This window comes from Nocardioides sp. 503 (genome assembly GCF_004522095.1).
Classification (GTDB): Bacteria; Actinomycetota; Actinomycetes; order Propionibacteriales; family Nocardioidaceae; genus Nocardioides.
In genome coordinates, this window is record NZ_SPUI01000003.1 from 909,024 (window position 1) to 931,325 (window position 22,302).

15 protein-coding genes are annotated in these 22,302 nt (G+C 67.2%); 8 read left to right on the forward strand and 7 right to left on the reverse strand.

Annotation, left to right across the window (positions count from 1 at the left end):
* Positions 1-20: 20 nt before the first annotated feature.
* Together E4622_RS11610 and E4622_RS11615 are read right to left on the reverse strand one after the other, a co-directional pair.
* Complete coding sequence (locus E4622_RS11610; protein WP_134740333.1) at positions 21-2,198, reverse strand: glutamine synthetase III; 2,178 nt, start codon at positions 2,196-2,198, stop codon at positions 21-23.
* 57 nt (positions 2,199-2,255) lie between these two features.
* The gene (locus E4622_RS11615; protein ID WP_134740334.1) at positions 2,256-3,143 is read right to left on the reverse strand and encodes a LysR family transcriptional regulator ArgP; all 888 of its coding nucleotides are present in this window, start codon (positions 3,141-3,143) and stop codon (positions 2,256-2,258) included.
* 69 nt (positions 3,144-3,212) lie between these two features.
* On the opposite strand from E4622_RS11615, the gene E4622_RS11620 reads away from it, so the two are divergent.
* The 4 genes from E4622_RS11620 to E4622_RS11635 all read left to right on the forward strand — a co-directional run bounded on the left by E4622_RS11620 (position 3,213) and on the right by E4622_RS11635 (position 6,341).
* Positions 3,213-3,812, forward strand: a complete 600-nt coding sequence (locus tag E4622_RS11620) for a LysE/ArgO family amino acid transporter (RefSeq protein WP_134740335.1) — start codon at positions 3,213-3,215, stop codon at positions 3,810-3,812.
* A 32-nt stretch (positions 3,813-3,844) separates the two neighbouring features.
* Positions 3,845-4,660 carry a maleylpyruvate isomerase family mycothiol-dependent enzyme gene (locus E4622_RS11625; RefSeq protein WP_134740336.1) on the forward strand — a complete coding sequence of 272 codons (816 nt, stop codon included), beginning with the start codon at positions 3,845-3,847 and terminating at the stop codon, positions 4,658-4,660.
* Entirely contained in the window at positions 4,657-5,583 is a 927-nt protein-coding gene (locus E4622_RS11630; protein ID WP_134740337.1) for an oxidoreductase, read from the forward strand. The genes E4622_RS11625 and E4622_RS11630 overlap by 4 nt, the downstream gene beginning before the upstream one ends.
* A 68-nt stretch (positions 5,584-5,651) precedes the next feature.
* Entirely contained in the window at positions 5,652-6,341 is a 690-nt protein-coding gene (locus E4622_RS11635; RefSeq protein ID WP_134740338.1) for a hypothetical protein, read from the forward strand.
* Here the strand turns inward: E4622_RS11635 and E4622_RS11640 are convergent.
* From E4622_RS11640 to E4622_RS11650, 3 genes are all read right to left on the reverse strand, one after another.
* Positions 6,338-7,174: an alpha/beta hydrolase gene (locus tag E4622_RS11640; RefSeq protein ID WP_134740339.1), complete on the reverse strand. Its 837-nt coding sequence runs from the start codon at positions 7,172-7,174 to the stop codon at positions 6,338-6,340. The two genes, E4622_RS11635 and E4622_RS11640, sit on opposite strands and share 4 nt — an antisense overlap.
* An 85-nt stretch (positions 7,175-7,259) precedes the next feature.
* Entirely contained in the window at positions 7,260-8,858 is a 1,599-nt protein-coding gene (locus E4622_RS11645; RefSeq protein ID WP_134740340.1) for a PQQ-binding-like beta-propeller repeat protein, read from the reverse strand.
* Positions 8,859-8,930: 72 nt separating this feature from the next.
* Positions 8,931-10,226, reverse strand: a complete 1,296-nt coding sequence (locus tag E4622_RS11650; RefSeq protein ID WP_209021885.1) for a M20/M25/M40 family metallo-hydrolase — start codon at positions 10,224-10,226, stop codon at positions 8,931-8,933.
* A gap of 212 nt (positions 10,227-10,438) precedes the next feature.
* Here E4622_RS11650 and pgm point away from each other — a divergent pair, with 212 nt between their 5' ends.
* Positions 10,439-12,085, forward strand: coding sequence for a phosphoglucomutase (alpha-D-glucose-1,6-bisphosphate-dependent) (gene pgm / locus E4622_RS11655; RefSeq protein WP_134740341.1), 1,647 nt, complete (start codon positions 10,439-10,441; stop codon positions 12,083-12,085).
* Positions 12,086-12,276: 191 nt separating this feature from the next.
* On the opposite strand, the gene E4622_RS11660 is transcribed toward pgm, so the two are convergent.
* Complete coding sequence (locus E4622_RS11660) at positions 12,277-14,070, reverse strand: AAA family ATPase (RefSeq protein ID WP_134740342.1); 1,794 nt, start codon at positions 14,068-14,070, stop codon at positions 12,277-12,279.
* A gap of 1,875 nt (positions 14,071-15,945) precedes the next feature.
* Between E4622_RS11660 and E4622_RS23145 the strand changes: the two genes are divergently transcribed.
* A complete protein-coding gene (locus E4622_RS23145) occupies positions 15,946-16,140 on the forward strand; it encodes a hypothetical protein (RefSeq protein WP_245155990.1) in 195 nt (64 codons plus the stop codon).
* 629 nt (positions 16,141-16,769) lie between these two features.
* A complete protein-coding gene (locus tag E4622_RS11670; RefSeq protein WP_134740343.1) occupies positions 16,770-18,893 on the forward strand; it encodes a KAP family NTPase in 2,124 nt (707 codons plus the stop codon).
* Positions 18,894-19,135: 242 nt separating this feature from the next.
* Here E4622_RS11670 and E4622_RS11675 read toward each other — a convergent pair whose 3' ends face one another.
* On the reverse strand, positions 19,136-20,461 hold the full coding sequence (locus E4622_RS11675) for an RNA-binding domain-containing protein (RefSeq protein ID WP_245156019.1): 1,326 nt from the start codon (positions 20,459-20,461) through the stop codon (positions 19,136-19,138).
* 550 nt (positions 20,462-21,011) lie between these two features.
* Between E4622_RS11675 and E4622_RS11680 the strand changes: the two genes are divergently transcribed.
* On the forward strand, positions 21,012-22,238 hold the full coding sequence (locus tag E4622_RS11680; protein ID WP_245155991.1) for a hypothetical protein: 1,227 nt from the start codon (positions 21,012-21,014) through the stop codon (positions 22,236-22,238).
* The last annotated feature ends 64 nt before the right edge of the window (positions 22,239-22,302 follow it).

Consider the following 22,302-nt stretch of genomic DNA (forward strand, 5'->3'; position numbering starts at 1 on the left):
CGGGCGGGTCAGCGGTCATTTCAGAGGATGTAGAGCATCTCCTGGTACGTCGGCAGGGGCCACAGGTCGTCGGCGACCAGGGCCTCGAGCGCGTCGGCTGCGGCGCGGGTCGCGGCCATGGCCGGCAGCACGCTGTCGCGGGCGAAGGTCGCCTCGGCGATCCCCTCGTGGTCGTGCAGGCCGCCCAACGCCGTCGTCAGGTCGGCGAGGCCGGACCGGAGGTCGGCGACCAGCGTCGTGACCGACTCGAGCATCGTCCGGTCGCCCTCGATGCCCACGGCCGCCAGCGCGGCGATGTTGGCGGCGAGCTCGGTCTGGTAGCGCGTCGCGGCGGGCAGCACCGTCGTGGTGCCCATCTCCAGGGTCAGGTTGGCCTCCACGTTGATCGAGAGGACGTACTGCTCCAGCCCGATCTCGTAGCGGCTGTGCATCTCGCGCTCGCTGAAGACGCCGTACTTGGAGAACAGCTCGATCGCCTCGGGGGCGATCAGCTCGGGCAGGGCGTCGACGGTGGTGCGCAGGTTCTTCAGGCCCCGCTGCTCCGCCTCGACGGGCCACTCCTGGGAGTAGCCGTTGCCGTTGAAGATGACCGCGCCGTGGTCGGCCACGATCTCGGCGAGCAGGGTCTGGACCGCCTCGTTGAAGTCGGTGCCGGCGGCGACGGCCGCCTCGAGCGACGTCGCGCAGTGGTCGAGGGCCTCGGCCATGATCGTGTTGATCATGACCATCGGGCCGGCGACGGTCTGGTTGGACCCCGGCGCGCGGAACTCGAAGCGGTTGCCGGTGAAGGCGAACGGCGACGTGCGGTTGCGGTCGCCCGGGTCCTTGGTGAGGTTGGGCAGGGTGTCGACGCCGATGGTGAGCGTGCCCTTCTCCTTGGAGCGGGTCGCACCACCCTTGGCGATCTGGTCGAAGACGTCGGCCAGCTGGTCGCCCAGGAAGATCGAGATGATCGCGGGCGGCGCCTCGTTGGCGCCGAGGCGGTGGTCGTTGGACGCCGACGCGACCGAGACGCGCAGCAGACCGCCGTACAGGTGCACCGCGCGGATGACCGCGGCGCAGAAGACGAGGAACTGGGCGTTGTCGTGGGGGTTGTCGCCCGGCACGAGCAGGCTTCCGAGCTCGGAGTTGCCGAGGGAGAAGTTGACGTGCTTGCCCGAGCCGTTGACGCCGTCGAAGGGCTTCTCGTGGAAGAGGCACTCCATCCCGTGCTTCTTGGCGATGGCCTTGAACGTCGTCATCAGCAGCTGCTGGTGGTCGGAGGCCTCGTTGGCCCGCTCGAACATCGGCGCGACCTCGAACTGGCCGGGCGCGACCTCGTTGTGCCGGGTCTTGGCGGGGATGCCGAGCTTGAAGAGCTCCCGCTCGGTGTCCATCATGAAGCCGAGCACGCGCTCGGGGATGGCGCCGAAGTAGTGGTCGTCGAACTCCTGGCCCTTCGGCGGCTTGGCGCCGAAGAGCGTGCGACCGGCGTTGAGCAGGTCGGGGCGGGCCAGGAAGAAGTGGCTGTCGACCAGGAAGTACTCCTGCTCGGGGCCGCAGTAGGCCACGACGTTCTCCGGCTCGTCGTGCCCGAAGAGCTGGAGCACGCGCTTGGCGTGCACCGCCATCGCCTGCTGCGAGCGCAGCACCGGCGTCTTGTGGTCCAGCGCCTCGCCGGTCATCGAGATGAAGATGGTGGGGATGCACAGGGTGTTGCCGTTGGGGTTCTCCAGCACGTAGGCCGGGCTCATCACGTCCCAGCCGGTGTAGCCACGCGCCTCGAAGGTGTTGCGCAGGCCGCCGTTGGGGAACGACGACGCGTCGGGCTCGCCCTGGATCAGCGTCTTGCCGGAGAACGACGCGAACGCCGTGCCGTCGCCGACCGGGTCCAGGAAGCTGTCGTGCTTCTCCGCGGTGAGGCCGGTCAGCGGGTAGAAGACGTGGGCGTAGTGGGTCGCGCCCTTCTCCATCGCCCAGTCCTTCATCGCCGAGGCGACCGCGTCCGCGACGAGGGGGTCCAGCGGCGTGGACTTCTCGATGGTGGCGAGGACGGACTTGTAGACCGACTTGGGCAGCCGCTTCTGCATCACGCTGACGCTGAAGACGTTCTCCCCGAAGATCTGGCCGGGCTCCTCCCCCGGGTCGAAGCTGACCGCCGGCGGCACGAAGGCCTCGACATCCTTGATGGCCTGCAGGCGTACGGCGTTTCCAGACATGGGAGCAAACTAGCCAGCAGAAAAGACAGGGGAAGTCGCCCATGTTTCCGGCATGTTTCAGGATCGACGCAGGCCCGCTCGGGCGGCGGCGCGCACGGCGTCGGTCAGCCGGTTGAGCGCGGGGCTGTCGAGACGCCACCGCTGCCAGTAGAGGGGTACGTCGAGGCGGCTGCGGGCCGACAGCGCGACGACCCGCCCCGAGGCGAGGTCGGGCTCCGACTGCGGCTCGGGCAGCATCCCCCAGCCGAGGCCGAGCCGCACCGCCTCGTGGAAGTCCGCCGACGTCGGCACCCGGTGCACGACCGGCGGCGGCGCGGCCGACCCGGTCCGCTCGACCAGGTGGTCGTGCTGCAGGGCGTCCTTCTCGTTGAAGACCACCACCGGCATGTGCGCCCAGTCGAAGGAGCGACCGCGGCGCCAGCGCTCCGCGAAGTCCCGCGCGGCGACCGGCCGGTAGCGCAGCACGCCGAGCTGCTCGGAGACGCAGCCCTGCACGGCACGCGGCTCGGAGGTCACCACGGCGAGCACGTCGCCGGTGCGCAGGAGGTCGGCGGTGTGGGCCTGGTCGTCCACGTGCAGCGTCAGCACCGCGCCGGGCCACGCCGCCACCTCGGCCAGCACCGGACGGAACCAGGTCGCCAGCGAGTCGGCGTTGACCGCCACGGGGAGCGCGAGCCGCTCGCGGGCGCCCTCGTCGAGCGCGTCGCGCGCCTCGTCGTAGAGCAGGCGGGTCTGGCGCGCCAGTCGCAGCAGCGTCTCCCCCGCGGCCGTGGGCCGGCACGGCGTCGTGCGCTGCACCAGCACCTGCCCCGCCGCCGACTCGAGCGCCCGCACGCGCTGGCTGATCGCGCTGGGGGTCACGTGCAGGTGCCGGGCGGCGGCGTCGAACGTGCCGTGCTCGACGATCGCGACCAGGGCGGCGAGCTGGGCGGGCTGTGGCTCCATGAAGCGATGCTAATGATCATCCAGGATCTTTCACTGGTCTGATGGTGCGCCAGCACCTAGCGTCGTCCCGTGCTGCACTCCGCCTCCGCCGGTCTCGTGACCGGCCTGACCCTGATCATCGCCATCGGCGCGCAGAACGCGTTCGTGCTGCGGCAGGGCCTGGTACGGCAGTACGTCGGTCCCGTCGTGGCCGTCTGCGCGCTCTCCGACCTGGTGCTCATCGTCGCGGGCGTCAGCGGGATCGGCAGCGTGGTCGAGGAGGCGTCGTGGGTGCTCGACGTGGTGACGTGGCTCGGCGTCGCCTTCCTCACCTGGTACGGCGTGAGGTCGCTGCAGCGGGCCCGGCGCCCCCAGTCGCTGGCCGCCGCGCGGGCCGGCGCCCCGAGCCTGCGCCGCGCGGTGGGCACCGCGGTGGCGCTCACCTGGCTCAACCCGCACGTCTACCTCGACACCGTGCTGCTGCTCGGGTCGATCGCGACCGCGGAGGGCGACGGCCGGTGGTGGTTCGCGGCCGGCGCCGGAGCCGCCAGCGTGCTGTGGTTCACCGCACTCGGCTTCGGCTCGCGCTTCGCCGAGCGCCTGTTCTCCACCCCGCGGGCGTGGCGGGTGCTGGACGTCGTCATCGGCCTCACGATGCTCGCCATCGCGCTCCGCCTGGCGCTGGGCTGACCCGCCGGGCGGCGTTCACTAGGCTGCGGCCCATGACCGACCAGGAACGTCTTGCCGGGTACGTCGAGGTGTGGTGGGAGGCGATCCACGACCTCACCGCCGTCCTCGAGTCGCTGAGCCCCGAGGAGTGGGACCTGCCCACCGACCTGCCGGGCTGGGACGTCCGCGCCGTCGCCGCCCACATCGCGCACCTGGAGGGCATCCTCGCGGGCGCGCCGGAGGAGACCGCCGAGGTCGGTGAGCCGGCGCACGTGACGGGGTTGATGGGGCTCTACACCGAGATCGGCGTGGTCAACCGCCGTGGCGCCGACCCCGACGCGCTCATCAACGAGATCCGCGCCGCCGCGACCGCCCGGCACACGGCGCTGCTGGCCGACCCGCCCACCGACGGCCAGGCCAAGCCGGCCGTCATCTTCGCCGGCGTGCCGTGGACCTGGGAGACCCTGCTGCGCAACCGCCCGCTCGACGTGTGGATGCACGAGCAGGACGTACGCCGCGCGGTCGGCCGGCCCGGCGGCATGGACGGTGCGCCGGCGCGGCACACCGCGGAGTACCTCGCCGAGAGCCTCGGCTACGTCCTGGCCAAGAAGGCCGGCGCACCCGCCGGCTCGACGCTGGTGCTGGAGATGGCCGGCAGCGAGCCGTTCGCCTTCGCCGTCAACGACGCCGGTCGCGGCGAGCGGCTCCCCGCACCGCCGCCCGAGCCGACCGCCTGCCTGCGCATGGACCGCGCCAGCTTCGTGGTGCTCGCCGGCGGCCGCCGGCCCGCCGAGCCCGGCGCGGTCGAGGTGGTCGGCGACACCGATCTCGGCAGCCGGGTCGTCGGCGCGATGGCGACGACGCCATGAGCGCCTGGCGGCTCGACGACATCCCCGACCAGACCGGCAGGACCGTGCTGGTCACCGGCACGACGGTCGGCGGCCTCGGCCACCACACCGCCCTCGAGCTGGCCCGGCGTGGCGCCCGGGTGATCCTCTCGGGGCGCTCGGAGGCCAAGCTCGACGAGACCGAGAAGGAGATCCGCGGCGAGGTCCCCGACGCGCTGCTCGACAAGCTCACCGTCGACCTCTCCGACCTCGGCTCGGTGCGGGCGGCGGGCGAGCGCGCGACGGCGTTCGGGCCGATCGACGTGCTGGTCAACAACGCCGGCGTCATGGGCACGGCCTACTCCCGCACTGCCGACGGCCTCGAGCTGCAGCTGGCGACCAACCACTTCGGGCCGTTCCTGCTCACCGGGCTCTTGATGCCCCAGCTCCTCGCGAGCGGCGATGCGCGGGTCGTCAACGTGTCCTCGATCTTCCACCGCTTCGCCAAGGCGGCGCCGCTCGGCGACCCGCACGTGCAGGAGGGCCGCTACTCCAAGTGGCCCGTCTACGGCGCGAGCAAGCTGGCCAACCTGCTGTCCACCTACGAGCTCGAGCGCCGGGCCACCGCGGCCGACCTGCCGCTGCACGCCTACGCCGCCCACCCGGGCTTCGCCGGCACACACCTGGCCGCCAACGGCCAGTACGGCCGGTCCTCGGGCGGCATCGCGACGATCCTGGACGCGGCGATCCGCGCGGTCTCGCAGTCGGCGTCGGCCGGCGCCTGGCCGAGCCTGATGGCGGCGACCGCCGACCTGCCCGGCGGCACCTTCTGCGGGCCCAGCGGCCTGGGCGAGATGGCCGGCGCGCCGCAGGTCGTCACCAGCGACAAGGCGTCGCGCGACCCCGAGTCGCAGCGACGGCTGTGGGAGCTCAGCGAGCAGACGACCGGCATCTCCTACCCCTGACCAAAGTCGCAACAGGTCCGACCCCGGGCCGATGCGGCGACCCCGGCGGGCGACCTAGCGTCGTGGCCATGCCCACCGACGCGCCGCTCCAGACCTGGGAGCTGCGCGTTGACGGCCGCGCCCACCGCGTGGAGGTGCGCGGCTCGGTGTCGCGACGCATCCAGTGGTGGGTCGACGGCGACCTGGTGCTGGACAAGAAGAGCGCGGACGACAAGCCGCGCCTGACCGCCCCTGACCGGCCGGAGGTCGGTGCCCTGTCGCTGCGCTTCAGCGGCCTCGGCAAGCCGCGCCGGGCCACGGTCACCCCGCAGGGTCAGCTGACCGGCATCGACCTGGACCCCGAGGAGGACAGCCCGGCGGCGGCGTACGAGGACCGCGTGCGGGCGAACCCGCGTCGCTACGCGCTCGTGCAGACCGCGGGCGGCGTGGCCGCGGTGGTGGTGCCGATCCTGGTGACCCTGCTGCTGGCGCGGGTCGCCTTCTCGATCGACTGGCCCGACTGGGACCTGCCGAGCATCCCCTGGCCGAACCTGCCGTCGCTGCCGTCCATCCCGCTGCCCGACCTGCCGGACCTGCCCGACGTCAGCCTGCCGGGATGGCTGGAGTGGGCGCTGGACAACGCCCACTTCGTGTGGCCGGTGATCCTCGCGTTCGTCGTGGCCCGCGGCGAGATCGCCCGGCGCCGCAAGCAGGACGAGCTGCGCGCCCGGGCCCGCGCGGAGGCGCAGGACCGCGACGACGGCGAGGCCTCGTCCTAGGAGGTCGCGAACGCCTTGGTCAGGAACGGCACGGCGAGGGCGAGGACCTCGTCGGGGGACTGGGTGTGCGGGTAGTGCCCGACGCCCTCGAGGACGACCAGCTCGCCGAGCCCGTCGGGCAGGTCGGCCACGACCTTCTCGCCCTCGGCGACCGGGTCGGCCCAGTCGGGGTCCACGCTGCCCTGGACCACGAGGACCGGGCACGCGACCTTCGAGAGCATGGCGCCGGCGTCGGCCGGGTCGGTCTTGGTCATGGCCTGCAGCGCCTTCATGCGCCCGGGCTCCGAGAGCTTCGCGTCGATGCGCGCCAGCTCGGCGTCCCAGTCGGCCGGCTTCACGGGGATCGCCAGGTCGAGGTACTTCTTCCAGCTCGAGAGCCGGCCGAAGATCATCGTGCCGAGCAGGCGCAGGGAGCCCTTGCGGAAGCGCGGATTGGTGAACATCGCGCCGAGGGGGATCTTCTGCGCCCGGGTGAACGGCGCGAGCTCGATGAGGCCCACGACCAGCTCCGGCGCCGTGGCCGCGGCGACGGTCGCGGCGCCGCCGCTGATGGACTGGCCGATGATCACCGCCGGGCCGCCGAGGTGGCGCACCAGCGCGACGAGGTCGCCGCCCATCGCGGTGCGGCTGTAGTCGTCCCAGCCGAGGCTGGAGTCGCCGCTGCCCCGGATGTCGAGGTTGGCGACCCGGTAGCCGGCCTGCACCAGCAGGGGCACCAGGAACCGGTAGGAGTGACGCGAGTCGCCCATGCCGTGGGCGAGCACCACCAGCGGGCCCTCCCCCGTCACGTCGTAGGCGAGGGTAAAGCTGTCGATGGTCAGCGTGTCGGTCATGACGGCTCCTGGGGCTTGGCTCGTTGGATTAGCCCTAAAGTTAATGTCGTTAGCCAAAACTGTCAAGAGGAGTCGAAGGATCGGCCTAGCGGCGGTCGCGCACGCGCACGAGCCCGGCCAGCGTGGCGACGTACGCCGAGCCGTCGGGGGCCAGCGTGACCGCGGAGTAGTGGTTGTTGAACATCGAGCCGATGCCCGTGCGCACCGACCAGACGGTGCGGCCGGTGCGGGCGTCGAGGGCGGTGAAGTACCACGCGTTGACGCCCAGCAGGCTGGAGCGCTTGGTGTAGGCGTAGACGAGGCCGGTCTCGAGCGAGACCTTGGCGACCGACGTCGGCGCGACGGCCTCCGAGGTCCAAGCCAGCTCGCACTCGCCGTCGGCGACGTCGACGCGCGCGAAGCCGCCCTGCGGCGTGAAGCCGAGCAGCGTGCTGAGCGGGTTGCGGTAGCCGTGGTTGTTCTCCACGATCACCCCGTCGCCCACCGAGACCAGGGAGTTGTCGGTCGCGCTGGCGCCGTCGGCGAAGACCGCGCGCTGGCAGACCAGGTCGCCGTCGTCGGTGTCGTAGAGCTGCACCCGCATGCGCGGCTCGGCGTTGTCGGTGATGGCCACGAGCCCGCCCGGCAGGATCGTGGGGGTGGTCCCGCTGCCGCGGCTCAGCTGGCCGGGCTTGGTCTTCGTGCCGCGGTCGTACGGCGCACGCCAGCGCACCGCGGGCCGCCGGGCGCGGTCGGCGCCGAGCCGGTAGAGGGCGTCGACGGTGACCGCGTAGACGCCGCCGTCGCGCCCGACCGCCAGCGAGTTGGAGATCTCCTCGCCCAGGTCGAGCACGGTGACCTTGCCGGTGCCGTTGTCGACGAAGCCCACCCGTCCGTCCTCGGTCGCGTACCAGATCCGGCCCTCCCAGTCGGGCATCAGCGCGACCAGGCAGTCGTCCTCGGGCACCTGCTTCGTGAGGTCGTACGTCGCCTGCACGGTGAGGTCCGGCTCGCCGTCGCCGTCGGCGGTCGTCACCACCACGATGGTGCGCTCGGTCGTGGCCGCGACCGCGCGGTCCTGGTCGTCGAGGAAGAAGTAGGAGCCCCCGCAGAGGTCCTCCCACCGCCGCTTGCCGTTGCCGTTGTCGCGGCGGGGCGGCAGGTCGAGGGTGTCCTGCGGGCGCATCGACTCGGGGTCGATCACCTGCAGCACCGGCCCCGACCAGCTCCCGCACATCGCCACGAGCCGCTGGTGGGTGTCGAAGGCGAGCGTGGCGCACTCCTTGACGCCGTACCAGGCGGTGTCGACCTCGGGGGACTCACCGAGCGGCCCCGGACCGGCGTACGCGTCGGAGGACCAGCCGTCGTTGTGCATCGAGCTGCTGCCGTTGGCCGCGAGCCGCGGGTGCTGCGGCACGTCGAGCTCGATCGGCCGCGGGATCGCCGGGCGCCCGGTGTAGCGCGGTGCCGTCATCGCCCCGATCCCCGGCGGGACCGGCAGGTAGCCGTCCGGGACCAGCACGACGATCCCGACCAGCGCGACGACCGTCGCCGCCCAGATCGCGACCACCCGCCGCGTCGGCCGCAGCCAGTGTCGCACTCGGGGGTGAGCCAGCGCGGCAAGGGCGAGCAGCAGCATCAACGGCCCCACCGCCCACACCAGCACGCCCACCGCGACGAGCGCGGCCGACCGCTGGAACCTCACGGATGCAGCGTAGAGGGGTCACCGCCGTGGGTTGAGGAGGGACGAAGTCCCGTCTCGAAACCCCCAGAGCCGCTACGGCACGTCGTACCCCAACGTGAACGCACCAGACCCGGAGTAGGCGTAGACCCGCCACCGGTAGGTGCCGGCAGCGGCGGTGTAGGTGACCTCCTCGTCCGCACCCGAGCTCTCCGACGCGGCGACGTTCGACCACGTGCCGGAGGAGCTGCGGCGCTGGAGGTAGAGGTCGAAGTCGGTGCCGCTCGGGCCGTCGAGGCAGCCCTTGACCACTCCCGCGGCGGCGGTGAAGCCGCTGGTCGTGGGCTGGTACGACGTCGCGCGCGACGCGAGCGTGCCGCGCGCCGTCGCCTCGGCGCAGACGGGCGCGGGCGGCGGGACGTCGCCGACCTCGGCGACGGTCCACACGGCGTGCGCGATGGCGTCGGCGTTGCGGTCGAGCGCGGTCGTGCTCAGGTTGGCCAGAGTGTCGCAGGAGGAGTGGTAGCAGGGGTCGTAGGCGGCGGTCGTCCCGCCCCAGAGCTGCACCTGCGCGGCGGTCTTGCGGCCCTCGGCGCCGGTGAACGTGCCGCCGGCCGGGATGCCGTACTGGATGAACGGGCCGTAGTCGCTGCGCCCGTCGAAGTCGGTGCCGCGCGTGGGCACGCCGATGCCGGTGAAGTAGTCGGCGAGGACCTGCTCGAGCCGGGCCGAGCCGGACGGGCCGGGGCCCGAGCCGGTGCCGTCGGAGTTGTCGCCGTCGTAGAGGAAGTAGCCGGGGTTGGGCGAGGCCACCATGTCGAAGTTGTAGTAGGAGTCGATCTGCGAGCGCTGGGTCGCGGTCAGGCCCTGCACGTAGCGGGTCGAGCCGACCAGGCCCAGCTCCTCCGCGCCCCACCAGGCGAAGCGGACGTGCTTGGTCGGCGTCTCGCCGCTGGCCGCCAGCCGCAGCGCCACCTCGAGGATGGCCGCCGAGCCGGACCCGTTGTCGTTGATGCCGGGGCCGGCGGTGACGCTGTCCAGGTGGCCGCCGACCATGACCGTGTTGGCGGTGTCGCCGCCCGGCAGGTCGGCGATCAGGTTGTATCCGGTCCTGCCGTTGTAGGTGAAAGCGACCTTCTGGGTGGTGTAGCCGGCCGCGTCGAGCTTGCCCCTCACGTAGTCGACGCTGGCGTTGTGGCCGCTGGTCCCGTGGGCCCGGTTGCCGCCGTTGGCCGCGGCGATGTCGGAGAGCGCCCGCAGGTGGGCGGTCACGTTGGCGACGGCGATGTCGGGCCCGTTGCTCTCGAACGCCTGGGCGGGGGTGGTGGCGCCGGGCAGCAGCAGGCTCCCGGTCAGTGCGGTCGTCAGGCAGACCAGCCGGATCATCCTCATGCCAGGACGCTAGGGACCGCCGCCGTCCGCGATAAGCGGGGAAACCCTCGCGTCGCCGTTGGTTGAGGAGGGACGAAGTCCCGCCTCGAAACCCGGCGACCCCACCGCCACCGGTGGTCGAGCAGCGAGCGCCAGCGAGCGCACGTCGAGACCCCCGCACCCAACCGCCACCGCAACCCCCCAGCCCCGCCCGAGCAGGCATGATGTGCGACATGGCCGACTCTCGCGCGGGAACGCCCGCCCAACCGCAGGACCTCGTCGACGTCGCGCACCTCGTGACGGCGTACTACACCGAGGTGCCGGACCCCGACGATGTCGACCAGCAGGTCGCGTTCGGGACGAGCGGCCACCGCGGGACCAGCCTGCGGACCAGCTTCAACGAGACCCACATCCTCGCGACGACGCAGGCGATCTGCGACTACCGCAAGGACCAGGGCTACACCGGCCCGCTGTTCATCGGCCGCGACACCCACGGCCTGTCCGAGCCGGCGTGGGCCACCGCGCTGGAGGTGCTGGCCGCCAACGACGTCACGGTCCTGGTCGACGCCGACGACCGCTACACGCCGACCCCGGCGGTCTCGCACGCGATCATCCGCGCCAACCGCGGCAAGCCGCTGGACCAGCCCGCCGGCCTCGCCGACGGCATCGTGGTCACCCCCTCGCACAACCCGCCGAGCGACGGCGGCTTCAAGTACAACCCGCCGCACGGCGGCCCCGCCGACTCCGACGCGACCGCGGTCATCGCCAAGCGCGCCAACGAGCTGATCAAGGCCGGCCTCGACGGCGTACGCCGGATCCCGTTCGCCCGCGCCCGCGCCGCCGCGTCGTCGTACGACTTCCTCGGCACCTACGTCGACGACCTCCCGCAGGTCGTCGACCTCGCGGCGATCCGCGACGCCGGCGTGCGCATCGGCGCCGACCCCCTCGGCGGCGCGAGCGTCGACTACTGGGGCGCGATCGCGGACCGGCACGGCATCGACCTGACCGTGGTCAACCCGCTGGTCGACCCCACCTGGCGCTTCATGACGCTCGACTGGGACGAAAAGATCCGCATGGACTGCTCCTCCCCCAACGCGATGGCCTCGCTCATCGCGCGCAAGGACGAGTACGACATCGCGACCGGCAACGACGCCGACTCCGACCGCCACGGCATCGTGACGCCAGACGCCGGCCTGATGAACCCCAACCACTTCCTGGCCGTCGCCATCGGCTACCTCTTCGGCGGCGCCCGCCCCGGCTGGCCCGACAGCGCCCGCATCGGCAAGACCCTCGTCTCCTCCTCCATGATCGACCGCGTCGCCGCGTCGCTCGGCAAGCCGATGGTGGAGGTGCCGGTCGGCTTCAAGTGGTTCGTGCCCGGCCTGATCGACGGCTCGTTCGGCTTCGGCGGCGAGGAGTCGGCGGGCGCGTCGTTCCTGCGCACCGACGGCGGCCCCTGGACCACCGACAAGGACGGCATCATCCTGGCCCTGCTGGCCTCCGAGATCCTGGCCCGCACCGACCGCACCCCCAGCCAGCACTACGCCGACCTGGTCTCCCAGCACGGCGACCCCGCCTACGCCCGCATCGACGCCCCCGCCACCCGCGAGCAGAAGGCCAAGCTCGCCGCCCTCTCCCCCGACGACGTCAGCGCGACGTCGTTGGCGGGCGAGGAAATCACCGCCAAGCTCACCGAAGCCCCCGGCAACGGCGCCAAGATCGGCGGCCTCAAGGTGACGACGGAGTCCGCATGGTTCGCGGCGCGCCCCTCCGGCACCGAGGACGTCTACAAGATCTACGCGGAGTCGTTCCAAGGGCCCGAGCACCTCGCGCGCGTGCAGGAGGAGGCCCGCGAGCTGGTCGCGGCGGCGCTGGGCTAGGGGATGCTCACCTCTGGGTGCTGACGTACCGCGCAATGACAAAGGCCAGGGCCTCGCACACGACCCAGCTGGCGCCCATCACTCAAGTTGGAAGCGTCTGGTCGTCCGCCGCAACATTCGATGGTTCCTTATCTCTGAATGCGGTCAGACCATGACTAAACGCAGAACAGTTGCCATCGCAGGCGACGGAACTACTGATCGTGGCGGAGACACGCCGCTATTGACGAGACTAGCTCGACAACGTCGCGACTTATCTCTGCGCGCGGGATATTCTTCGCCAGCGAATGGGCGTTGACTGTCTTAGCGTCGCGAAACTGAAGTTGACTGTTTATCTGACGAAGTACAGCCTTCGCATCTACCAGAGCAATTCGACCTTCGACAGTTTCCCACGTCTTTGCGAACTCTTTGGCTGAGCTTACCAAGATAGTTTTGTCCGCGCTACCGGCAGTGGAACTTCCTTTGAGTTTGCGTTCAGCCATGCGTTGTGCTTGTAGATCGTCGCGCGCCTCGTTTTCGAGACTGGCTATCGAATCTTGCAAAAGGGTTTCCGCGTCGGATGGAGACAAACCAGAGACTTTTGCTATTGCTCGCGCGTTGAGTAAGTAGTTCTCTAGCTCGCGGCATCTCCAAATATGGACGTGCGCGCCTGCAGCCGCCAACGCAGCCGTCTCGAGGCGGACCGCCTCGGAACTACGCATATCGCCGTCCAGCACGACGATGGTCTCGACTGTACTTCCCAAGGCAGACATCGTCTCCGCGAAAGCGCCAGCAAGCGCGTTCCGGCTGAATCCTCCGAGCGGAATCGTGGCATATCCATCTGAGGACGCCACGTCACGAACACCAAGCTGGCGCGCCATATGCGCAATTATCGGCACGTCGTCGCCCTCAACGAAAAGAGCGAGGTTGCTGCGGAGAGCTCGGCCCACACCCAATTCGTAGCCGCTGCCAAGCCGCCGCCCCATCAGTCCAAGGGCGCCGTCACTGCGAGGGCGTTCAGCGGTCCGCCGTGAACGATCGATCCAAACGGCGCTGCCAGGCTCAGCCTCGGCCAAGATTTCGACGCTATGCGTCGCAAGGACGGTCTGCTGCCCGGTGGCGAACAGCGCCCTCGCCAACCGACGCTGCAGATCAGGGTGCAGGAAAACATCGGGTTCATCCAGAAGAACCACTGGCGCCGTCCGCTGCCCCCAGATGTGGAATAGAGCCTGAAGCCAAATTTGAATACCGTCTCCCGCCCAGGTGATCTCGCGCTCCCGCCTGGTTCCTTCTTCTTCGTAGTACAGGTCAAGGTCGTCCTCAGTGGTTCCCATTGCACGATGGAGACTGAGGTTAGAGACCTCAGGGGTGCGCTCGTAGACGTATGCTCTGAAGTCGTCCCACTCTGGAGTCGCCAGCCGATACAAAGCATTCCTGAAGTATCGACTGGAGCGCCGACTCGTTTGATGGCGTCGAAATGTTTCATCGCCCACATAACTTTCGCGGTCATCCAGAGGCGTAAGTGTGGGAACCACAGCAATCTCAGGAACCAATTCCTGCGCAGCCTTCCGCGGCTGCATGATCTGACCGCCATCAGGCGGAAATACGAAGAACGTTCCGTTCGGCGGCCGATCGTACTCATCTGCCTCTCGAATATCTTCCCACGAAGCTATGAGTCGAACGCCGCTGGTCAGAAGGAGTTCGATCCGGGTTTCAACGGGAAGGAAGTCGTGACGAATGTTCTCGTGAGCGAATGCCGAGTTCTCGACGGCAGCCGCACTAATTGACCATCCAGCGACACCTCGACCTTCCACCTCGCCTGAACTATTCGGTCTTGCCCGCCTGGCGGCCGGAAGCATGGCCGCCAGAAGTCGGAGGGCCCCTAAGGCGGTTGACTTTCCGGCATTATTCGCACCGACCAGAACGTTGGTGTGCCTAAACGAGATTGTGTGATCCGCGAAACCCTTGTAGTTTACAAGTTTTAGAGACCGGAGTTTGATGTCGCCCATCCTCGTATCCAAGCAGAAATCGGGTGAGCACCACGTACGGCTCGCCAGACATGCGAACTTCGCCTCGTCGCACCGGTTCAAGTTGCGTTACCGTACCGACGGTGCGACGAACCTGGTTCGGGTGACTCGTGCGTCCTAGTGATTGATGAAGAAGAGATGCCGACCGAAATAATGCATGGCATGGTCAAACTGACGCCGAGTCGCCAAACTTGGCGACGCAGGCCCAAGAGGCGCTGGGCATCCCGCGGCCGCCGAAGCTCTGATTGACACGACGCGTCGCCAATTGCCGGGTAGCCCATTTGACTGGGCCATGGCGTACCAAGCGCACTACCAGTCGTGGTCCGTTTGGTCATCGGTTTCCGGAATTGTGGTGCCAGCCTGCGCTGGCGGCCAACCTCCCCGTGCGCGCTTTATGTCAAGGTTAAGGAAGTGCTTAAGCATCGAAAGCGCGTCACTCGTTCCTGTATGCCGTCGCCGAAATGTTCGGGCTCGCCGACTCATCCCCGTGGTGGGTGTACCTGGTCGCCAGTAGTCCAGGTGTGGAAAAGGGAAAAGCCGACGCCATCTCTCGTGTGGCGCATCGGCAAAACGGTGAATGGGCACATCCAGAACTCCCACTCCGAATTTTGGTGCGACTGGCCCGCCTACAGGGTCGCCTTCGATTAGGTTCCTCGTGGGAAAGTACAGATTGGTCCATCGCGTCGAACTGAACACCGCCGCCGAGTTGGCAACTTTCATTGACCGGATCACGCCCGCCCCTTCGATGTTGGCGCGGTATAACACATCCCCGGACGTGTCCGGCGCAGGAGGACATGTGGGGTACTCCCGTTCTGCTTGCCGTTCTGCCAGAGTGAACTCGCCGCGGTTCAAGAGGAGATCGGCGTTCGCGAGCGGAGAGCCAAGCGTGATTAGATCGGTCACGAGCCAAGGGACGCCTCGAGCTCGATTCTCCATCCACAACCGCAATTGCGCCTGCTGAAAGGCGTCCAAGTGTTTTCGCTTTGGTGTTGTACCCAGCGCAGCCGCAGCTTGAGCAAAACAATCTGCCTGGGGCTGAGGACCAAAACAGCGGGGATTTGGTTCCCGAAACTCGTCGTATGCCTGCCGCAAAATGTCGTAGCCGATAACGGAACCGAGACTATGGCCGACTACGACGATGCGCACGTAATTTCCTTCCGTATGAAGTCTGCGCAATAGCTGCACTCCGGCGCTTCGAATGGCGTTCCTACCAGCGACGGAATGAGGTTGAGGTGTCAGGTATCGCTCGGCGTCGACCAACGCGCGGCGAATGAAGCCGCCCGAGACGGCGTTTGCGGCCAGGACCAGAAGTAGAACTGCGAGGGCTGTCAGGAGCGCGACTCGGGTTTCCGGTTGGGGGAGATCTTTTCCCAGGATTGCCGACACGAGTGCAATGCCGAGTGTCAAAGCCAAAGTGACCAGGGCAACGACCGCGACGATGGCTAAGGATCGAAGGACTCTGAGGTGAGGTCGTAGGAGACTCATCGCACCTTCCTGACTTCCAGAAAAGACCAAACGCCAGCTCCAAGCGAGAATTTCCCTAACCTTGCCGGGTGGCATTTGGTGAGCCCAGTACAGCTCGAAGAAGTCAGTGGCTGGGCGCCTTCGTGCCTTAGAAGGCAACGTTAGTCGCCGTAATTCTGCCGATTGCGATAAACGATCAGGCTTATTGTGGTAGAAGCCGAGGCCGAGACCATTGACGAACCGTCTAAGCGTATCCATGGGACTTTGCTCGCCTATACCATGGATCACGATGATGGCTTGCCGTTCGGCTTTTTGTAACCCCATGAAATCGAGGCTATCGGTTCAAGGTGAGGCCTGGCGATGTTCTGCTCGTTACGGTTCGTGCCCGGACCGATGGACGGCCCGTTCGCATTCGGCCTTGAGGAGTCGGCGAGCGCGTCGTTCCTGCGTACCGACGGCGGTCCCTCGACCACCGACAAGGGCAGCCCGCTCCTGGTGTTGCTCGCCTCCGAGATCCTCGCCCGCACCGGCCGCAGCGCGAGTGAGCAGTACGGCGATCTGGTGGCTCAGCACGCCGACGTCGACTAGGCGACTCGACGCTCCTGCCGACCGCGAACAGGAGGCCCAGCTCGCGTCTCTCCCCCCGCCGACGTCAGTGCTACGTCGCTAGCCGGCGAAAGCCACGCCAGGCTCGCCGAGGCCCCGGGAGCGGCGCGAAGATCGGCGGCCGCAAGATGACGACGGAGTTTGCGTGGTTTGGCGCACGCCTCTCCGGCACAGAGCACGTCTACAAGATCTCCGCTGAGTCGTTCCAAGGTGCCGAGCACCTTGCGCGTGCAAGAGGCGGGGCGCGATGTCGTGTCGGCGGCACTGAAGTAGGGCCGCTAGAAGCCTTTGCCATGCTCCAAGGCGAAGGGTGGGCAAGCGTACTTCTGTTGCGCTTTCTGGAGCCCATTTCGCTCACCTGACGTCCCCAGTCGAGACCGAGCGTCTCAAGGACGCGCTCGTTCTCATCGTGCGGGCGTGGGATTGGTGCCCCTCAGCGCTCCGCCGCCTGGACGACGACCTTTCGCGAGTACTGTGCATCTGGCTCGACGACATTTGCCCCAACGGCATCGACCACAAGGTATGCGTCCGCGCACAGTCGCCTACTGGGTCCCCTGGGCAATGTGCGGTGCGAGTGACGGGTGTGACCGACGGGCGAAGGAGCACATTAGATGAATGATTCCAAGTGGGCCGACCGGCCACTATCTGCCATCGCCGAGGACACCCTCGACCGAGACAACTATGCCAAGGCAGCCGCCGACCTGATCGTGAGCACCTTCTCCTACGACCTCAGCGTCGTGTTCGGGCTCAGCGGGCCATGGGGTAGCGGCAAGACGTCCTTCATCGCGATGACCGAGGAACACCTGCGCACCACTCACCCCGATTGGCACATATCGCACTTCACACCATGGGCCACAAGCGACGAGACCGGTCTGATCGCCGAGTTCTACGCGTCCTTGGCGCGGGGGCTGCCCGTCAAGAAGTCCAGACACCTCCGCGCGGCCTTGGCCACCGCCGCAATGTTGGCGGCGCCTACCGCCAACGTCATCCCCGTTGCCGGAGCCACGGCCGCAGAAATTGCCCGCGCGGGCGCGCAAGCGCTTGTGAAGGCTAGACCCTGGCAAGACGTTTTCAAGGAGGCATCGGAAGAGATCGAGAAGCTCCGACGTCCAATTCTGATCGTCGTAGATGACGTCGACCGCCTTCACAGCAACGAACTCATGACACTGCTCAAAGTCGTACGCCTCCTTGGACGTTTCCCCGGCGTTCAGTACCTGTTGGCATACGACGACGACACGCTCCACCGATCGCTTACTCACGCCGGCGCAGCGCAACCGCTCGATGGGTCCGCTGAACGGTTTATGGAGAAGATCGTTCAGTACCCAGTCCTGGTTCCGCCGCTACTGCGCCATCAGCAAGTTACGCGGCTCCACGCTGGCCTCAAGCGCACGACACGTACGGTGGATACCTCCACGGCGGGAGCTCAGACGGACCGGATCGACGCGCTTATGCAGTGCTTCACTGGCCTGTTGCGGACCCCCCGCGCAATCGACCGTTTCATCGCCCAACTCGAACACCACATTCCGTTACTGCCTCCTGGCGAGATCGACGACGAAGACGTCATCCTCTTGACGCTGGTCAGGGTGGCGTTCCCCGGCCTGTTCAACGACCTCCCAAAATTCCGGGAGCCTCTCGTCAGTGGGCACACTGGCCAACTCGCAGTTGGCCGCAGTATCGATCGCGTGAAGTTCGACCCAGTGGTGCTGCTGACCAAGATCCCCGCCGAGCACGCCGACACCGGCCGGCTCCTCCTCGCATCCCTCTTTCCTCGACTGGAGTGGCCTGACACGCACGTCATCGACGTCTCCTACCCGAGCGCGACCGGGAGAGGCGTTGGTTCAGACGGATACTTTGACCGGTACTTTGCGATGGCGATCCCCAGCCACGATATCTCCGACCAAGAGGTTCGCGAGGCAGTCGTCGCCGCCACCCTGAATGACCCTTCACCATTGACGACACTGCTAACTCAGCCCAACGACGACCGAGCCCAGCTGGCGATCACTAAAGCCAGCGGCGACGACAACACCCCAGCAGCGACCGAGGCCAGGCTCAACCTCGCCACTACCCTCGCCGCGATCGCTAGCCAACTCCCTGAAGACCCGTTCACGGCCTTCGGCCGCGTGGGGCAAATCGTCGCCTGGACGGGAAACCTCATCGGATCCCTCGCCGGCACCGCCACTCATGCGGAAGCTAAGTCGATTCTCAATGGCCTGAACGCCACCGGCCTCGCCGTGCGCGCCATGTCGCACGTCGAGGACGCCGCCCGACGCATCGAGAATCCCAACGCCGGGAACTGGGTTTTCGACCTCAACGAATGGCTCGTCGAGCAGGCGATTGGCGATTTCGTGCAACACCTCAGCGAAGGCGACGCAGCTTCACAACACGTCCCGCAGGGCGCACTTCGCCACTACGCCATCAAGCATGGCCACGAACTTGAACTCCGTGCCAGGATCGCTGAACTCATCGGGACCGGGGCCATCACGATCGCGGACCTTGCTGCCCGTTTCGTTCCCGCGCACGGCAGCCATAGCGGGGCGGGCTACTGGACTCTGTCCGAAGATGTCGATCAGGAATCGTTCGACAAGCTAGCCCCGCCGGAAGACGACCCCTGGTACTCCTCACCAAAGGAAGCAGTCGACATCCACGACCTTGGCTGGCTAAACCGCCGCAAGTTCGCTGCAGGTCGGTTCACCCCACCGACCTCGACCCTCGCGCCCGCCGAGCCCACCGCCTAGCGGACGCGACCTCCGGATCCGACGAGCCTCGGAAGCACATACGCCACATAGCGGATGAACTCGCGTCTACTTCCCGCGCAACGAGCAGGCCCGATCGTGTCTTGGATGCGGAGTGCCGACGTAGAGGCGGCCTTACGTCCGATCGTGCCCGTGCCGAGTGGTCCGCGACAGGCGTTATCCCGCCCCATGCGCCGAGTCGGGCGGGCCCCGACTGCTGCTGACCTTGCACTTGCCTGGATGCGTCACTCAGAAAGGCGACTCCTGAGGCTGCTTGCGTGTCGCACGTCCTCGGCAGCGACAGACTCATCGTCGTCGACCCCAAGGTCGAGGTACAGGACTCGCAGCTGATCGCGGACCAACCGAGCGATGTCGGCGATGTCTTCTGGCCGCTGAAGCTGGAAGCTCCACGTCCTCATATCCTGTGGGACAGGCCGGTCCACGCGATCAAAGTCGAGCGCGAAGCTTAAGCCGTCACCTCGTTGCGACTCGACCCAACAGACCAGATTATCAACGTGGCTGGGGGCGCCGCCTGCAAGCTGGACTATCGCCGGAGTCATCTCAAAGATGATGGTCTCGAGGGTGCACAGGAGCACGAGAGCGACCTCAGCCCGACCGACCCTCGGTGCCTGCGCGTCGCCCAGTCTTGGCAGGCGCAGGTGAGCCTCGAGCGCGAACGCGACCTGGTTCCCGCTTCTTTGCACCGTCATGACGATCTGCTGCGACTCCGGCAGCCCGGGGCGGACTCCGGTCACCCGGTAGCGGGTCGAGGACCACTCCCGTCCGTCGAGGTCGGTCAGCAGACTCGCGGCCGACGCTCCACGCCCCAGATTTTGCAGGCCCAAGCGAACGATGGTCGAGTCCTGGAGAGCTTGATCTAGAGCGTCACGAACCTCACGGCCGAACACGAGCGGTGCAGAACCGAGCGGGCGGGTATAGACGGCAGTGGCTGCTCTCACGACCAAGTCAGCAGCCGCGGTCCTGTCTTCCCCGTCGAGCATCCTGCTGGCGAAAACGTTCGAGACGGCAAACATCGTCCCTGACGGGCGGGCGCTGGAAGTGCGCCGTTCGACCAAGAGCAGTATTTGGTCGTGCGTGGCCGCGCACGACTGTCCGTAGTTGCGGACGAACACTTGGCCCTGCTTCACCACTGGCCACAATGCAGGATCGGCCTCAACACGGACGACCAAGATCACCTTGTCCTTTCCAGGGATGGCGACCGTCGTGATCTCGGGCGTGATCCGAGGACTGAGGGTGCCGTGGCACGCCTCGAGGAGCGAAACGCCCTCGCCAGCGTCGACGCCGGGAGCGGACTCAAAATCCGGTTCGTGTTCGTCGACACCGACCAGAATGATCCCGCCAGCCGCGTTTGCCATGGCAGCGATTGCTGTCGTGACGTTGTGTCGGGTCCGCTCGCGCTTGAGCTCGAGAGTTGTGTTCTCAATGAACAGCCGGGTGCGCCGCTGCTCGTCCAAGAATCCCCTCAGCTGATCCGCACCAAGCTCCTCTAGAGGGGCGGTGTAGATCGTCCAGCCCAAATTCGTCACCTTCGTACTCTCACACGAGGGCATCGTCACGGTCCCGTCATTCCCGCAACTTGGCGGCTGCCCAGGCGGGCCCGCCTCGCTTGAACTACTCACTGCGGGGGCGGCGAGCCGCGGCCAGGACACCTCACCGCGTAGGTGCGGTCGATGACCACTACAGGTGATGGACCGTTCCAACCACACTTGATGACGCCCGCGCAGCACAGCATTCCTACCTGGAAGCAAACTAGGCCGTTGAACCGAAGTGCAGTTGAGAGAGGATCCGCTTGTGATGGGAATCGACCTGTTGGCGGCGTACGGGCGGAATGAGCCATGCTGGTGCGGTTCACGTCGAAAGTACAAGTCGTGCCACGGAAACCAACGACCGTCATCTCAGCCCGGCGCTCCGTTGCCACCAGACCGCGAGGGCAGCAGGTTCCTGAGTCCGTCAACGTCGCTGGCGACCGGTGCCCTCGGGAGAATGATGCCCGCCGGCACGGGAATTACTCTCCCCGCGGATGGCCCGGAGCCGACAGCGATCTCCTACACGAACTGGGAGGCCGACCTTGGGTCCGCGTTGGACGGCGACGGGGACGCGATGAGCATCGAGTCTCTCGGTGGATTGCGTGTAGAGGTCCTGCGACGGCTTGCAGGGCTACCGGCCAGCGAGGATCCGCCGTCCGACCAGATCATACAAGCCGTATATCGCCTCGCTGCCGAGACGGTGCGCACAGTCGCGCAATTGGTAAGACAGACACCGCGGCCAGCAATGTTATGGAACCAGGAACTGGACGTCGCCCAATTCCTGGGCCGCACGTTGCTCCTCGCGGACCATGTCTTGTACCCGGACCACGTCTTCGACAGTCTGCGTCGCGAGCCAAGCGCGCGCCAGCTGAAGGAAGACGCGACATCCGAATTGATGAACGCGGAACTTCTTGCTAGCGGTATCGCCATCCCGGTGCCGGCGGGCGTGGCGATGGCAACCCAGGGGCGGGCGGCTCAGGAACTAACCGCAGGCGACTTGAAAACCCCAGAACTGGTCGCGTGGGTGCACAGTCAACTGATCGTAGAAGGACCGACCGCCCGGGAGGCACTGTTTGTGCGTGCGGCTGACGACCTTGCGCAGGACGCTGCGAACTTTTGGCTGCATGGCCACATCGATAGAGGCTCCATGGACCACGAGACCGGGCGCTTCAAAACCTCAATGCTGCAGCCGTATGACCCCGGGTTCGATTACGAGCCGTGGATCAACCAAGTCAAGAATTCAGCGATCGGCGCATTGGTGCAGCGTACCCACGAGCGCATAGTCGCAGCTGATGTCTTCGGTGCCGAGTACGTCTCAGCATCGCTGTTCGAGGCACGACTGCTTCGCACCCGGGAGCGTACTGCGCGGATCGGACCGGCCCAGGCTGCGCTTTGGGCCGACATCCCGGAACTGACAACTATGCGAGGCCCTGACCTGGCCAAGCTCTTGACGAACGAAGGTGCCATTGAGGACCTGCGCCGTCAGGTGCGCGCAGCGTTGAAGACGGCCCGCACCGATGCCGAAAACATCGACGCGATCACCGAACTCACTCATCAACTGGAAGCCGCATCCCTCAACCTTCAGAAGAGATCGAGAACTGACCTAGCTTGGAAGGCCGTCATACCCGGCGGCCTATCAGCGGCATCCATGGTGCTCGGCACCGTCACCGGGGGGCTGGTCGCGGCGAGCGGCGGTGCGTTGGGTGCGCTTGCCACGCTTGCGCCGTTCCTGGGCGATCGTATGAACACCCGCAGAGACGCGGCGTATCTCTTCGTTGCTGCCCGTCGAGGCCGCCAATAGCACATGCCCCGAGGCTGAATGTCCGAATGGTGCATATTGCGCGTGGGCGCAGTGCCGGGACATG